Below are 13,502 nucleotides of genomic sequence, written 5' to 3'. Positions count from 1 at the left end.
CACCCGGACTCCCGTTTCTACGGGACCACGGAGGTGCCCAACCGCGTCGAGAAGCTGGCGGGCACGGTGCAGGACACGCTGCACCGCGAGTGACCCGACCTTCCCGATGAGGGAGTGCACGGGCCCGTCTGCTCCGGCAGGCGGGCCCGTGTCGTCTGTCCCTGTACGGGTCCGCATCTACCTGGCAAGCGCCGTGGCGAGAATGTGCCTCGCCATTCTTGAGGGGATGCGGGCGCTTCGGACAGGGCTGCGTGGTCGCACGGAGTGTTCTTGACCCACGTCCACGCGGGTATACCCCTTTACACGCCCTGCCCTGTGGCTTCGTTCGCTTGGTGGCGGGGTTTTTGCAGCGCTCCGTGGCGGTCTTGTTGCCGCGATCACGCAGGACTGGCTGCAGGTAGGTGTCGCGGTCTGAACCGAGAGGGGTGCGCCCGGTCGGGGCCGTTTGGATCGCTGCCGCTACGTCAGAGTCCGAAGGCTCCGCCGCTGACGAGGATCACGATGCCGAGGCCGATGAGAACGATGGGGAAGAGGATGTTCTCCCAGCGTTCGAGCACTTCGGCGATCGGGGGGCGGGTGGCGACGAACTTTGCCAGGGCCACCAGGACCGCGACGAGCGCGAGGAAGACGATGCAGTAGGCGACTACTGCGAGAGGTTCCACGCTGAGGAAGACAGGGGTGTAGACGCCGATGTTGTCGCCGCCGTTGGCAAGGGTGACGCCTGCGACTGTCCACACGCCGACCTTCTTGCCGGCAACCTTGGCCTCGTCGTCATCGTCGTCATCGTCTCCGCGCCAGGCCTGCCATGCGGCCCAGAGGCCGAGGCCCAGAGGGATGAGGCCGAAGTACGGGATGGCTGCCGGGGGCAGGAATGCTCCGGCGCCGATGGTCACCAGGACCGCGGCACCGAGGATGCCGGCGAATCCGAGGTACTGGCCGGCCAGAATGCGGGCGGTAGTGCCGCGCTGGCCTGCCCCTCGCGCGAAGAAGAGGGAGAGCACGATGATGTCGTCGATGTTGGTCGCTGCGAACAGGCCCATCGCCTGCAAGACCGAGGTGAGGCTCATGCGCCCTCCCCAGCTGCGTCGCATCCGGGAAGCGAGCAGGCGGGATCGATGCACGGAGCACTCTCATCCACCGCGAGGGTGACCTCGACCAGAGCAGTCAGCGCCCGCGCCAGGTGTGCATCGGCGATCTCGTATCGGGTCTGGCGGCCCTCGGCCACGGCGACCGCGATCCCGCAGTCCCGCAAGCACGCCAGGTGGTTCGACACGTTCGACCGGGTCAGCCCCAAGTCTCGCGCTAGTTCGGCCGGGTACGCCGGCCGTTCCAGCAAGGTCATCAGGATCCGCGACCGGGTGGGGTCGGCCATCGCTCGGCCCAACCGGTTCATCACATCAACACGAGAGGCGATAGTCAGCATTCACTGAACTATACAGTATGAGCTGAACTTACAGTGTCGCCTCGTAAAGCTATACCCCAGCGGGGCGGCACAGAACGTCGTGCCGTCCCGCTGTTTGCTCATCGGCCGACGGGGAGCTCGATCAGTTGCGGGCTGCTGCAGCAGGCGTCGCCGGCTGTGGCTGGGGCGTCGCAGCCGCCGCCGAGGTCGGTGGTGCATACGCCGGTCTCGGGTAGTTCGAGGTGGACTGCGTCGGCTGCTTTGCGGTCGCCGGCCAGGGCTGCTGCGATGGAGCGGACCTGTTCGTAGCCGGTGGCCATGAGGAAGGTGGGGGCGCGGCCGTAGCTCTTCATCCCCACGATGTAGAAGTTCGTCTCCGGGTGGGCGAGGACTCGCTCACCGTGAGGTTCGACGGATCCGCAGGAGTGGAACTCGGGATCGATCAGCGGCTCCAGCTGGGACGGTGCTTCGACGGCCGGGTCCAGGGCCAGGCGGAGTTCGGAGAGCATTCCGAGATCAGGGCGGAACCCGGTGGCGGGCACCAGCACATCGACGCTCACTTCTCGCTCCCCGTCCGGGGTCACAGCGTGGACGGTCAACGTGTCGTCGGCTCTGAAGCGAGTGATGGTGAAGGAGGTGAGGACCGCGATGCGTCCGGAGTCGACCAGCTGGCGCAGTCGCGAGCCGAGCGCTCCTCGGGCTGCGAGTTCGTCCTGGTCGCCGCCCCCGTAGACGCGGGTGAGGTCTGCGGTGCGAACGGCCCACATGATGGTGGTGTCGGCCTCCAGGTCCGCGAGGTCCAGCAGGGTATTGGCGGCTGAGTGGCCGGCACCGGTCACCATGACTCGCTTGCCGGCGAAGCGGTCACGGTCGCGGCCCTGCACGTCAGGCAGCGGCGCGGTGATGTGGCCCGCGGCGCGGGCCTGCTGCTCGCCGGGAGCAAGGAGCCCGGCCTGTCCGAGGGGGTTGGGCGTGGACCAGGTGCCGGAGGCGTCGATGACCGCGGAGGCGAGCACGTCTTCGCTGTGCCCGTCGGTGGTCTGGATCCGGACGAGGAAGGGGGTCTCCTCGCGGCGTGCGGTGCGGGTCTTGTCGATGCCGGCGCGGGAGACGGCGGTGACCCGCGCCCCGTAGCGGATCGACTCGGCGAGCTGGGGAAGCTGCGCGAGCGGTTCGAGGTAATGCTCGCGCAGTTCGTGACCGGTCGGGAGAACGTCGGCGTCGGGTGCGGTCCAGCCGGCAGCTTCGAGGAGACGCTGTGCGGCGGCGTCGAGGTTGTGCTGCCACGGCGAGAAGAGCCGCGTGTGCCCCCACTCGGCGATCGCGGCTCCTGCCGCGGTCCCGGCCTCGAGGATCAGGAACGGCAGGCCGCGCTCAGAGAGGTGGGCGGCGGCGGCAAGGCCGATGGGGCCAGCGCCGATGACGACAATGGGATGTGAGTTCGTTGCGGTGGTCAAGATGATGAGTCTCCTTGCTGCGGGGCGGTCAGTTCGCGGTGCCGGTGAGGTCGGTCAGGAGCTTGCGGACGTGGGTGTCGATGTCGTCGCGGACCAAGCGCATCCGCTCCATCCCTTCGATGCCGCGCTGAGAGGGCTCATCGGTGTGCCAGGTCGTGACCGGCGCGGTCATGCCCTCGACGGGTTTGATGACGGCTTCGTCGCCGATGACGATCACGTGGTCGACGCTTCGCAGCAGCTCGGGGGTGACCGGCTGCGGGACGGCGGAGGACATGTCCGCGCCGACCTCGGCGATCGCCTCCGCGGACTGGGCGTTGATGGCGGTGCCCGGGCGGGTGCCGGCGGAATGCACGTCGACCTCATCCCCGGCGTGATGGCGCATGAGGGCGGCGGCCATCTGGGACTTGCCGCCGTTCTTCACGCAGACGAACAGGACTGAAGGGCGCTTCGTGGTCATGGCGAGGGGATCCTTCTGTGGGGTCATCGGGTGGGGGCGGTGGTGTCGCCGGGGAACAGGCGCCGCCCCATAGCGAGGGCGACGTAGACGAGGGCGACGAGGACGGGGACTTCGATCAGCGGGCCGACGACGCCGGCGAGGGCCTGGCCGGAGGTGACTCCGAAGGTGCCGATGGCGACGGCGATGGCGAGCTCGAAGTTGTTGCCCGAGGCCGTGAACGCGACGGTCGTGGACTTCGCGTAGTCGAGGCCGATCGCGCGGCCGAGCAGGAAGGACCCCAGGAACATGACGACGAAGTAGACCAGCAGCGGCAGGGCGATGCGGGCCACGTCCCCCGGTGCGGAGATGATCGCGTCGCCCTGGAGGGCGAACAGCAGCACGATGGTGAACAGCAGCCCGTACAGCGCCCAGGAGCCGATCTTCGGGAGGAACCGCTCCTCGTACCAGGTCCGACCCTTGGCTCGCTCACCGAGGATGCGGGTCAGGAACCCTGCGACCAGCGGGATCCCGAGGAAGATCAGCACGCTGAGGACGATCGCGCCGATCGAGAACTCGGCCGACGTGGTCGGCAGCCCCAGCCAGGATGGCAGCGCCTGGAGGTAGAACCAGCCCAGGGCACCGAAGGCGATCACCTGGAAGACGGAGTTGATCGCGACCAGCACCGCGGCTGCTTCTCGGTCACCGCAGGCGAGGTCGTTCCAGATGAGGACCATCGCGATGCAGCGTGCGAGTCCGACGATGATCAGGCCGGTGCGGTACTCTGGAAGGTCGGCCAGGAAGATCCAGGCCAGGGCGAACATGAGTGCCGGGCCGACGATCCAGTTCAGCACCAGCGAGGTCACCAGCAGGCGTCGGTCCGCGCCGATGCGCCGGGTCTCGTCGTAGCGGACCTTCGCCAGGACCGGGTACATCATCACCAACAGTCCGATCGCAATGGGCAGGGACACGGATCCGATCTTCACCGCCTCCAGCGCGGTGTTCAGGCCGGGGATGAACCGTCCCAGCAGGAGACCCACTGCCATGGCGGCCAGGATCCACACCGGGAGCCAGCGATCGAGGAAGGACATCTCCTTCATCACGCGGGGCTGCTCCACATCCTTGGTGGTCGTACTCATCGGGCTTCGACACCTTCCATCGACTGATATCGATGCGAACGCTATGCTTCACATCGATGACTGTCAATGTAAGGTGGGGACATGTCCACGACGACCGCGATCACAACTGCCGGGCTCGAGACGATGAACGGCCCTGAGGAGTGCTGCAGGCTCTCAGCGGGGCCCGTCGACAGCGTCGAGGCCGAGAGGATCGCGTCCTTGCTCAAGGCGCTTTCCGACCCGACCCGTCTCCGGCTTCTGTCCCATGTCGCTGCTCAGGGCTGCAATTCGGTCTGCGCCTGTGATCTCACCGAGCCGCTGGGCATCAGCCAGCCGACCGTGAGTCACCACATGAAGAAGCTCGTCGACGCTGGCCTGCTCACGCGCGAGCAGAAGGGCCGCTGGGCGCACTACTCCGTCGTGCCGTCGGCCTTCGCCGAGCTCCGTTCCTTCCTCGACATCGCCTGAACCCCCGCCGCCGACTTTGGAGATCCTCCTGACCGCACGGCCCAGTGTCCAGGTCGTCTGCGTCCACAACGCCGGTCGCTCGCAGTCCGGTTAGCCGGCGACGCGTTGGTCCGCTGCCACCGCCGGGTCCAGCAGGACCTGCATGGCCACCGCGGCCGCACGGGCGACCCGCTCTACTCCGCCCGTCGAACCCTGCACGCCGGAACCGGGTTGCTCACCGACAAGCAGAGGGCCCGGCTCGAGGCCACTTGGGGGACCTGCCAGCGGATGATCAGCGCCTACCGCGAACCCGACAGGGCTCGAGGAAAGGAGTCGATGGTTGGCGTGCACAGGTTCAGGAGGAGGTGACAGGCAGGTCCTTCGGAGACTTGCGCTGACCGGAGCGCTGCCCGGACTGCCCGGACCGCCCGGACCGACCGGGCTGCGCGCTGGGGCAGGGTCACAGCATTTCCAGTGGTCGCGGTCCGCTCGGGGGCGGAAACGCACGGTCCAGAGCATCCAGGTCTTCGCGGGTCAGCTGCACGTCCAGTGCTGTGGCGTTGTCGCGCACGTGCTGCGGGCTGCTCGCCTTGGGGATCGTGCAGAGCGAGTCGCGGCGCAGCACCCAGGCAAGGGCCGCCGCCGCGGGGCTGACGCTGTGACGGGCCGCGACGTCGTTCAGCGTCGTGTCGTCAAGGATGCGGCCCTGCTCGATCGGCGAGTACGCCATGACCGGCAGCTGGTGGTCGGCGCACCACGGCAGGAGGTCGTACTCCGGTCCTCGCCGCGACAGGTTGTACAGCACCTGATCCGTGGCCAGCCCGCTGCTGCCCGGCACGTCCTGCAGCTCGGCGAGGGCCCGGTGGTCGAAGTTGCTGACGCCCCAGTATCGGATTTTCCCGTCCTCGACGAGCTGGTGGAAGGCCGCGACGGTGTCCTCCAGCGGGTACCGGCCCTGCCAGTGCAGCAGGTAGAGGTCGATCCGATCGGTGCCCAGGCGTTTCAGGCTGCGTTCGCAGGCCGCGATCGTGCCGGAACGGGAGGCGTGGGACGGCAGGACCTTGCTGACCACGAACGCCTCGTCGCGGCGACCCGCCAATGCTTCACCGACCACCTCCTCCGCGCCGCCGTCGGCGTACATCTCGGCGGTGTCGACCAGCGTCATGCCCAGCTCGAGGCCGGCGTGCAGCGCGGCGACCTCGTCGCCGCGGCGGCCGGGGTCCTCACCCCAGCCCCAGGTGCCCTGGCCCAGCACAGGGATGGACTCCCCGCTCGGCAGCGTCATCCGTCGCATCCGCGATCACTTCCTTCTGGTTGTCCTGAGGTGGGACGTGGGCTGAGATCCTCGAAGGGCCGGCGCGTCCCCGGCCGGTGCTGGCTTATAGGAGGGTTGCGGGTACCGAGGTGCCGGGTGTCGAGCCGGTAGTCAGCCCCGCCTGTGCCATGTGGCGTACCGGGCTGCTCAGGAGCGGTTTCCGGCGCCGGTGGGCTGGACGGTACCACCACGGCGGAACAGAAGGCAGAGGTCATCGGGTGAGCGGCTGGTGGCCAGGTTCCCGTCTCGGGCGGCCTCTTGGTCCACCACGTTCACGCCGGCGTTGCGCAGGTCGGTGCGGATGCTGGGGAATGAGGTCAGGGCCCGGCCGGTCACGAGACGTCATGGCCCTGCCCGGACTGCCCGGCCACCCCGCCTTACGCCCCCGCTCGCCAGTACTGGCCGCGGTCCGCGAGATGCTCGGCGGGCCGCAGACCTCGTTCCTGCTGATCGCCGGTCAGCACAACGCCCAAGCCGACCGCTGCCTCGGTGTCGCCCCGGGAACGCACCCCGGCCGCCCACACCTCCGCCCCTGCAGTAGACTCCTGAACACTGTTCAACTCGTCGGGCACTCGCCATGCGCCCCGCGCCTCGGCTGAGCGCCCCCTCGCACTCGCTTCCGCACCAGGAGTCCCTCCATGAGCACTTCCGTGCCCTCGTCCCACGACGGCCACGTCCGCCCCGCGGCCACCACGACGGCGGACCGCCCCACCGACGCCGGCCGCCCCCGTCGCGGTTCCGCCGGCGGCAGCCTCGCGCGCATCGCCGTCATGACCGCGTTGATGGCCGTCCTCGGTCTGGTGCCGCCGATCGCCGTCGCCGGTGTGCCCGCCCCGATCGTGCTGCAGAACATCGCCGTGATCCTGGCCGGTGTGATCCTCGGCCCGTGGCGCGGGGCCGCCTCGATGGCGCTGTTCGCCGGCCTCGTGGCGCTCGGCCTGCCGCTGCTCAGCGGCGGCCGCGGCGGCCTGGGCGTGTTCGCCGGCCCGACGGCCGGCTTCATCCTCGGCTGGATCCCGTCCGCGCTGATCGTCGGCCTGATCTTCTGGGCCCTCACCTCCCGGGCCCGCCCCGGCCTCGGCGCCGGACGGGTCGCGCTCGGCGCGGCCGTCGCCGGGCTGATCGGCGGCGTCGTGATGGTCTACTTCTTCGGCGTGCTCGGCTTCGTCGGGATCGCCGGGATGGAGTTCGGCGCCGCCGTCCTCTCCATGGCCCCGTTCGTGCCCGGTGACCTGATCAAGCTCGTCGTGGCCGTCATCCTCATCGTCGGCCTGTGGAAGGCCTACCCCCGCGCCTTCCGATGAGCCCGGACCGTTCCGTCACCCTCACGGGCGTCCGCGTCGAGGCCGACGGCCCCGAGGGCGTCGTCGTGCTCCTCGACGGCGTGGACCTCACCCTCACGGCCCCGCGCGTGGCGGTGATCGGGGAGAACGGCTCCGGCAAGTCCACGCTGGCCCGCGCGATCGCCGGACTGGCCGACGTCGTCGCCGGGGAGGTGAGCGTGCACGGGGTGGACGCCGTCCGGGACGTGAAGGCGCTGCGCCGCACCGTCGGCTTCGTGTTCGCGAACCCGGCCGCACAGATGGTCATGCCCACCGTCCGGGAGGACGTGGAGCTGACCGTGAAGTCGCTCAGGGACGACGCCGGCCGCCGCCTGACCCAGGACGACGTCGCCGCGCGCGTGGCCGCGGCGCTTCAGGAGCACCGGCTCACCGCGCTCGCGGACCGGGCGTGCCTGTCCCTGTCCTCGGGGCAGGCGCAGCGGCTGGCCATGTGCTCGGTGATGACCGCCGGGCCGTCCCTGGTGATCGCCGACGAACCGACCTCCCTGCTGGACGGCCGGCACCGGCGGATCGTGGCCGACCGGCTGCTGGCCGCAGACCCCTCCGCCCCGGACGGGTTCCAGCTGCTGCTGGTGACCCACGACCTCGAGCTGGCCCGTGCGTGCGACGAGGCCGTGTGGATCCACGGCGGCCGTGTGGAGCGGACCGGCCCGGCCGAGGACGTGGTCGAGGCGTACGAGCGCTTCCTGGACCACGCCGTGGCGGCGGAGCTGCGCTGATGCTCTCCCTGTACATCCACGGCGACTCGCCCCTGCACCGCGCCCGCGCCGGCCTCAAGACGGGCCTGTTCGCGGTGTGGGTGCTGGCCCTGACCCTGCTGCCGCTGTCCCGGTGGACGGCCGGCGCCGCCGTCGTGGGTGCCGTGACCGCGTATCTCGTGGGCTTCGGGCTGCGGCGTGGGGCGGCGATGATCGCCTCCGACCTGCGCGCTCTGTGGCTCTTCTACGTGGTCCTGTTCGCGGCGCAGTGGATCTTCACCGACGCGTTCGCCGCCGGACTCATGGTGGCGCGCGTGCTCGGGCTCGTGCTCACCGCGCAGGTGCTGACGCGCACCACCCGGATCGCGGACATGACCGGGGTGGCCGAGGCGGTGCTGCGGCCGGTCGAGCGGATCCCGTGGGCGGGGCCGCGCCTGGCGCGGGCGGGGTTCCGCGCCGACCGCGTGGGCCTGGCGATGGGCCTGGTGCTCTCCTCGATCGGCCACCTGCGCGCGCTGGCCGAGCAGATCCGGCATGCGCAGGCCGCCCGCGGGGTGCGGATGGCGCCGTGGGCCTGGGCGCTGCCGCTGCTGGTGCTCAGCTTCAAGCACGCGGACGACGTCGGGGACGCCCTGGCCGCCCGCGGCATCGACTAGAGCCGCCCGCCCCCGGACCGCGTGGGGCGGCGGGCCGGCTCAGAGGGGGTTGTCCAGGGGCAGACGGTCGCGGTCGTAGGTGATCTCGGTGAAGCCGTGGGGCACGGGCCTGCCGTCCTCGCCCAGGGACACGAACACGATCTTGTCGATGGTCAGGATCATCTCGCCGGTCACGATGTTCCGCACCTTCGCCCGCATGGTCAGGGACGTGCGCCCGAACTCGGTGGCGCGCAGGCCCATCTCGATCATGTCGCCCTGCTTCGCCGAGGCCAGGAAGTTGATCTCCGAGATCAGCTTCGTCACGCACCGCGGGTTGCCCAGCTGCAGGGTCGCGTAGATGGCCGCCTCCTCGTCGACCCAGCGCAGCAGCGAGCCGCCGAAGAGGGTGTTGTTCGCGTTGAGGTCCTCCGGCTTGACCCACTTGCGGGTGCGGAAGTTGACGTCGTCGTGGGCGGCGCGGTCGGCCGAACGGGTGAAGAGCGTGGAGTCCATGGCTCCACGGTAGAGCGACGGCGACGCCGGCACGAGGGAGGGCGCCCGATGCGCAGACGTGCTCGACCGGGCCGTAGGGTCGCCGGAAGGGATCCGCAACGGAGCACACAGGAGGGACCCGACCGATGACCTGACCTGGCGCGATGTGCCGGTGGTCGGCTTCACGGTCGCCGCCGGCATCGCCGTCCTGTTCTGCCTGGTCTGGCTGCTCCGGGACGGGCTCACCACCGACTACACGTGGGGGCTGCTGCTGGCCCCGGTGCTCATGGGCGTGGCCGGGGTGGCGGTGATGGTCCTCTGGGAGCGGCTCCTCGTCCGCGTCCCGCGGCTGGCCGCCACGCTGGTGGCCGGCGGCGCCCTCCTGGCCTTCGTGCTGGTGCTCGCCTGGTGGCTTGTGGAGGTGAACGCGCAGACGCACCTGTTCACCGGGAGCACGTTCTGGCTGCTCGCCGTCGCCCCGGTCTGCGCGGGCCTCGCCTGGCTCGCGCACCGGCTGCTCCCGGCGGCCCGCCGGCCCGTGGGGGAGCCCCCCGCCGCCCTCGACGACGACGCCTGGGCCCGCCGCCTCGCCGGCGTCCTGCGGCTGCGCAAGGACCTGCCCGACGCGCGGGTGGCCGAGATCGTCCGTGACGCACAGGCACGCGGGGCCGCGGCCGGGCGTCCGCTGGCCGAGGAGCTCGGCTCCCCGGAGGCGTACGCCGCGGGCGTCCAGAAGGACCTGGTCATCGCGCCGCGCCGGCGGGCCTGGGCGGTCACCGCGCTCGTGCTGCTCATCCTGGCCACCCGTCTCCCGGGCGTGGTGGCCGGGGAGCGGCTCGGCGCGTGGGACGTCGCGTACCTGTTGGTCGCCGTCGTCGTGCTGGTGTCGGAGTGGTGCGGCTACCGGGCGGCGGTGCGCCGGGCCCGCCGCTGAGGGGTCTCAGGCCCCCGCGGCGGCCAGCACCCGCGCCACGTGGCGGCGGTGCACCTGGTGGATGATTTCGATCAGTCCGCACCCGAGCGCCGCGATCACCAGCGCGGCCACGAGCACGTCCGTGGGCGGGACCTCCATCTGGTGGTACCAGCGGGAGGCCGGCACCAGCACGACGGCGGCCAGCACCGCGTACATCGCCAGGATGAGGACCACCACGCGCGCGCTCAGCGGCCGGGACATCACGCTGAGCACCCACAGGCCCAGCAGGGTCAGGGTGATCATGAAGGCGGCCTGCTGGCGGGGCAGGTCGACGTCGCCGGCGGTGAGGCGCACGTACGTCTGCAACGTCACCATGGACAGCAGGATCACCGCGCCGGAGGGGATCGCGAACCGCAGCGCCCGCCCCAGGAAGCCGGGCACGTAGCGGCGCGGGTTCGGCAGCAGGGCGAGGAAGAACGTGGGTGCGCCGATCATGATGAAGTCCACGGTGGAGGCCTGCCGTGGCAGCAGCGGGAACTGCCACGCGAACAGGGAGAACACCACGCCGAACAGCAGCGCGTACGTCGTCTTCGTCAGGTAGATGTGGGCGAGCCGCTCCATGTTGGCGATCACCTGGCGGCCCTCGCCGAGCACGCGTGGCAGGCGGTCGAAGCGCCCGTCCAGGAGCACCATCCGGGACACCGCCTTGGTGGCCGGGGCCGCGTTGCCCATGGCGATGCCCAGGTCCGCGGTCTTCAGGGCCAGGGCGTCGTTCACGCCGTCGCCGGTCATGGCCACCACGTGCCCGCGCGACTGCAGCGCCTGCACCATCGCCTTCTTCTGGTCCGGGCTGACGCGGCCGAACACGTCGTGCTCGGCCATCACGTCGGCGAGCGCGCCGGGGTCCTCCGGCAGGGTGCGCCCGTCGTAGGCCTGGCCCGCCACCTCGAGACCCACCTCGCGCGCCACGGCGGCCACGGTGCGCGGGCTGTCCCCGGAGATCACCACGGTCCGCACGCCCTGCGCGTGGAAGTAGTCGAGGGTCTCGGCGGCGTCCGGGCGCACGTTCTCGCGGAACGTCACGACGGCGACCGGGACGCCTCCGGCGGGCAACGCATCCCCGATCAGGGGCTCGTCCGTGCGGGCCAGCAGCAGCACGCGGCGGCCGGCGTCCGCGTCGGCGTGGACCTGGGCGCGGACGGCCTCGGCGGCGTCGGGGCCCAGGAGCCGCTCGTCCACGAGGGCCTCGGGCGCACCGAGCAGCCACGTGCCGGCCGCGGCCCCGGCCTCCGGGCCGAACGCGACCGCCGACCACCGGCGCGCGGAGGAGAACGCCACCTGGGCCGCGGGGTCCACCGCCGGGACGGCCGTGAAGGGCTCGCGCAGGGCCGCCGCGGTGGGGTTCACGTCCGGGTCCGCGCCGAACCAGGCGAGCACGGCCCGAGCCCCGTCGCCGACCTCGGCCGGGGCGCCGTCGTCGTGGGCGTCCGGGGACGCGTCCGCCGAGGCGGGCGGGGTGAGCCGGTCGAACCGGACGCCGCCCTCGGTGAGGGTGCCGGTCTTGTCCAGGCAGACGGTGTCCACGCGGGCCAGGACCTCCACGGCGGGCTGCTCCTGGATGAGGACCTCCTGCTGGGCCAGCTTGAGCGCGGACACGGCGAACGCGATGGTCGTCATCAGCGCCAGGCCCTGCGGGATCATGCTGGTCACCGCCGCCACGGACGCGATCAGCGCGGGCTCCAGGGCGGCCTCGCGCGGCTGGGAGAGGGCGAGGGACCAGCCGCCGACCGCCGTCATCTGGCCGTGCACGATCACCGCGATGATCGGCACCAGGGCGATCGTCAGCCAGCGGGCCACCTTCTCCAGGGCGCCGCGCAGCTCCGAGTGGATGGCGGAGTAGCGGCGGGCCTCGGCGCTGAGCCGGGCCGCGTGCGAGGCCGAGCCCACCGCCGTCGCGCGCACCAGGCCCGCGCCGGCCACGACGGCCGAGCCCGAGAGCACGGCGTCCCCGGGGGTCTTGGGCACGGGGTCGTTCTCCCCGGTGAGCAGCGCCTCGTCCATGTCCAGGCCGTCCGAGACGAGGACCTCGCCGTCCACGGGCACCTGGTCGCCGCGGCGCAGCACCACGACGTCGTCCCGCACGATCTGCGCCATCGGCAGGGGCACGCGCGCCCCGTCCCGGATGACGACGACGTCGTCCTGGTGCAGCAGCGCGATCCGGTCCAGCTTCCGCTTGGCCGAGTACTCCTGGACCACGCCGATCACCACGTTGGCCACGGCCGCCAGCGAGAACAGCAGGTCCAGCCAGCGGCCCATCAGGATCACGACGACGGCGCACAGCGCGATCGCCAGGTTGAACAGCGTGAACACGTGCACGCGCAGGATCTGACCCAGCGAGCGGGACGTGTCCCGCGACTGCACGTTGACCAGGCCCGCGGCCTCCCGCTCGGCGACCTCGGCGGCGGTGAGCCCGGTGATCCCCGCCGCGCCGGTGAACCCCAGGCCCGTCCCGCTCTCGGGGGCGGACGGGTGCGCGGACGCAGGGGAGGGGGAGGCCATGGCACAGAATCTACCCAGCCGGCGCGGGGCGGTCGCACCCGGGTTCATCCCCACGTCGGATGCCCGGCCCCGCGCCGGCCTGGCCGTCGATCCCCTCGCGCAGCAGGTCGGCGTGGCCGGCGTGGCGGCCGTACTCCTCGATCATGTGGGTGAGGATCCACCGCAGCGAGACCGGGTCCCGCCCCTCCCGGATCCGGTGGGCGCGGGCCAGGGCCGCGTCGCCGTCGTCGCCGTCCGCCGCGAGCAGGTCCACCACGATCTGCCGGGAGCGCTCCACCTGGCCCTGCCAGAGGGCGCGCAGGTCCGCCGCGGAGTCCTGCGCCGCGCTGTGCCAGTCCCAGTCGGGGTCGGCGTCGAAGTCCGCTCCCACCCAGGGCGCCGAGGTGGGCTCGCCGAGGGCGACGGCCTCGAACCACCAGAACTCGACGAACGCGAGGTGCTTGAGCAGGCCGCCGAGCGTCATCGCGGACGGGTGGCCCGGCAGCCGGCGGTGCAGCGCGGCCGTGTCCAGGTCCGCCGTCTTCCACTCGATCGTGGCGCGCAGGAAGTCGAGGAAGCCCAGCAGGGTGGCGGCCTCGCCCGCGGCGAAGGGCGGCTCGGGGCGGCCCTGGTCGTCGTAGAACACGGTGGTCATGGCGGCCAGGCTACGCCCCACCCGCGTTGTCGTTCGGGAAACGGCGCGTTCGGGGG

At 71.3% G+C, this 13,502-nt stretch carries 14 protein-coding genes and 2 pseudogenes; 6 read left to right on the top strand and 10 right to left on the bottom strand.

Going from position 1 to position 13,502, the window contains the following annotated elements:
* Positions 1-464: 464 nt before the first annotated feature.
* From J1M37_RS05970 to arsB, 5 genes are all read right to left on the bottom strand, one after another.
* Positions 465-1,067 (bottom strand): cadmium resistance transporter, encoded by a 603-nt coding sequence (locus J1M37_RS05970; protein ID WP_036341590.1) that lies wholly within the window; start codon positions 1,065-1,067, stop codon positions 465-467.
* Positions 1,064-1,423 (bottom strand): Cd(II)/Pb(II)-sensing metalloregulatory transcriptional regulator CmtR, encoded by a 360-nt coding sequence (cmtR, locus tag J1M37_RS05965; protein WP_010080053.1) that lies wholly within the window; start codon positions 1,421-1,423, stop codon positions 1,064-1,066. Before cmtR ends, J1M37_RS05970 begins: the two co-directional genes overlap by 4 nt.
* A 98-nt stretch (positions 1,424-1,521) precedes the next feature.
* Positions 1,522-2,859 carry an FAD-dependent oxidoreductase gene (locus tag J1M37_RS05960; protein ID WP_206452317.1) on the bottom strand — a complete coding sequence of 446 codons (1,338 nt, stop codon included), beginning with the start codon at positions 2,857-2,859 and terminating at the stop codon, positions 1,522-1,524.
* Positions 2,860-2,887: 28 nt separating this feature from the next.
* The gene (locus J1M37_RS05955; RefSeq protein WP_002855764.1) at positions 2,888-3,316 is read right to left on the bottom strand and encodes an arsenate-mycothiol transferase ArsC; all 429 of its coding nucleotides are present in this window, start codon (positions 3,314-3,316) and stop codon (positions 2,888-2,890) included.
* Between the two features lie 23 nt (positions 3,317-3,339).
* Positions 3,340-4,431: an ACR3 family arsenite efflux transporter gene (gene arsB, locus J1M37_RS05950; protein WP_029248292.1), complete on the bottom strand. Its 1,092-nt coding sequence runs from the start codon at positions 4,429-4,431 to the stop codon at positions 3,340-3,342.
* A gap of 81 nt (positions 4,432-4,512) precedes the next feature.
* Between arsB and J1M37_RS05945 the strand changes: the two genes are divergently transcribed.
* Both J1M37_RS05945 and J1M37_RS05940 read left to right on the top strand, forming a co-directional pair.
* A complete protein-coding gene (locus J1M37_RS05945; RefSeq protein WP_049148029.1) occupies positions 4,513-4,878 on the top strand; it encodes an ArsR/SmtB family transcription factor in 366 nt (121 codons plus the stop codon).
* 84 nt (positions 4,879-4,962) lie between these two features.
* A pseudogene (locus tag J1M37_RS05940) lies at positions 4,963-5,196 on the top strand (ISL3 family transposase); the annotation flags it as partial.
* Positions 5,197-5,317: 121 nt separating this feature from the next.
* Here J1M37_RS05940 and J1M37_RS05935 read toward each other — a convergent pair.
* Together J1M37_RS05935 and J1M37_RS05930 are read right to left on the bottom strand one after the other, a co-directional pair.
* Positions 5,318-6,142, bottom strand: a complete 825-nt coding sequence (locus J1M37_RS05935; protein WP_233437106.1) for an aldo/keto reductase — start codon at positions 6,140-6,142, stop codon at positions 5,318-5,320.
* Between the two features lie 237 nt (positions 6,143-6,379).
* A pseudogene (locus J1M37_RS05930) lies at positions 6,380-6,511 on the bottom strand (DJ-1/PfpI family protein); the annotation flags it as partial.
* A gap of 299 nt (positions 6,512-6,810) precedes the next feature.
* Here J1M37_RS05930 and J1M37_RS05925 point away from each other — a divergent pair.
* From J1M37_RS05925 to J1M37_RS05915, 3 genes are read left to right on the top strand one after another with little or no spacing between them, the layout of a single operon-like run.
* Entirely contained in the window at positions 6,811-7,476 is a 666-nt protein-coding gene (locus J1M37_RS05925; protein WP_044658727.1) for a biotin transporter BioY, read from the top strand.
* Positions 7,473-8,234, top strand: a complete 762-nt coding sequence (locus J1M37_RS05920; RefSeq protein ID WP_049147549.1) for an energy-coupling factor ABC transporter ATP-binding protein — start codon at positions 7,473-7,475, stop codon at positions 8,232-8,234. The genes J1M37_RS05925 and J1M37_RS05920 overlap by 4 nt, the downstream gene beginning before the upstream one ends.
* Positions 8,234-8,869: an energy-coupling factor transporter transmembrane component T family protein gene (locus J1M37_RS05915; protein WP_206452316.1), complete on the top strand. Its 636-nt coding sequence runs from the start codon at positions 8,234-8,236 to the stop codon at positions 8,867-8,869. Before J1M37_RS05920 ends, J1M37_RS05915 begins: the two co-directional genes overlap by 1 nt.
* Positions 8,870-8,908: 39 nt before the next feature.
* Here the strand turns inward: J1M37_RS05915 and J1M37_RS05910 are convergent, their stop codons facing one another.
* Positions 8,909-9,361: an acyl-CoA thioesterase gene (locus J1M37_RS05910; RefSeq protein WP_206452315.1), complete on the bottom strand. Its 453-nt coding sequence runs from the start codon at positions 9,359-9,361 to the stop codon at positions 8,909-8,911.
* Between the two features lie 151 nt (positions 9,362-9,512).
* Between J1M37_RS05910 and J1M37_RS05905 the strand changes: the two genes are divergently transcribed.
* Positions 9,513-10,274, top strand: a complete 762-nt coding sequence (locus tag J1M37_RS05905) for a hypothetical protein (protein WP_206452314.1) — start codon at positions 9,513-9,515, stop codon at positions 10,272-10,274.
* 6 nt (positions 10,275-10,280) lie between these two features.
* On the opposite strand, the gene J1M37_RS05900 is transcribed toward J1M37_RS05905, so the two are convergent.
* Positions 10,281-12,812: an HAD-IC family P-type ATPase gene (locus J1M37_RS05900; RefSeq protein WP_206452313.1), complete on the bottom strand. Its 2,532-nt coding sequence runs from the start codon at positions 12,810-12,812 to the stop codon at positions 10,281-10,283.
* A gap of 10 nt (positions 12,813-12,822) precedes the next feature.
* Complete coding sequence (locus J1M37_RS05895; protein ID WP_241250898.1) at positions 12,823-13,446, bottom strand: DinB family protein; 624 nt, start codon at positions 13,444-13,446, stop codon at positions 12,823-12,825.
* Positions 13,447-13,502 lie beyond the last annotated feature (56 nt).

The sequence above is a fragment of the Micrococcus sp. KRD012 genome, assembly GCF_017168555.1.
Classification (GTDB): Bacteria; Actinomycetota; Actinomycetes; order Actinomycetales; family Micrococcaceae; genus Micrococcus; species Micrococcus luteus.
This window is presented reverse-complemented; position numbering and strand designations above follow the sequence as displayed.

Bases quoted from the DNA above. Each gene is read 5' to 3' on its own strand.
- J1M37_RS05970 (WP_036341590.1), bottom strand. From the start codon at position 1,067: ATGAGCCTCACCTCGGTCTTGCAGGCGATGGGCCTGTTCGCAGCGACC.
- cmtR (WP_010080053.1), bottom strand. From the start codon at position 1,423: ATGCTGACTATCGCCTCTCGTGTTGATGTGATGAACCGGTTGGGCCGA.
- J1M37_RS05955 (WP_002855764.1), bottom strand. From the start codon at position 3,316: ATGACCACGAAGCGCCCTTCAGTCCTGTTCGTCTGCGTGAAGAACGGC.
- arsB (WP_029248292.1), bottom strand. From the start codon at position 4,431: ATGAGTACGACCACCAAGGATGTGGAGCAGCCCCGCGTGATGAAGGAG.
- J1M37_RS05945 (WP_049148029.1), top strand. From the start codon at position 4,513: ATGTCCACGACGACCGCGATCACAACTGCCGGGCTCGAGACGATGAAC.
- J1M37_RS05935 (WP_233437106.1), bottom strand. From the start codon at position 6,142: ATGACGCTGCCGAGCGGGGAGTCCATCCCTGTGCTGGGCCAGGGCACC.
- J1M37_RS05925 (WP_044658727.1), top strand. From the start codon at position 6,811: ATGAGCACTTCCGTGCCCTCGTCCCACGACGGCCACGTCCGCCCCGCG.
- J1M37_RS05920 (WP_049147549.1), top strand. From the start codon at position 7,473: ATGAGCCCGGACCGTTCCGTCACCCTCACGGGCGTCCGCGTCGAGGCC.
- J1M37_RS05915 (WP_206452316.1), top strand. From the start codon at position 8,234: ATGCTCTCCCTGTACATCCACGGCGACTCGCCCCTGCACCGCGCCCGC.
- J1M37_RS05910 (WP_206452315.1), bottom strand. From the start codon at position 9,361: ATGGACTCCACGCTCTTCACCCGTTCGGCCGACCGCGCCGCCCACGAC.
- J1M37_RS05900 (WP_206452313.1), bottom strand. From the start codon at position 12,812: ATGGCCTCCCCCTCCCCTGCGTCCGCGCACCCGTCCGCCCCCGAGAGC.
- J1M37_RS05895 (WP_241250898.1), bottom strand. From the start codon at position 13,446: ATGACCACCGTGTTCTACGACGACCAGGGCCGCCCCGAGCCGCCCTTC.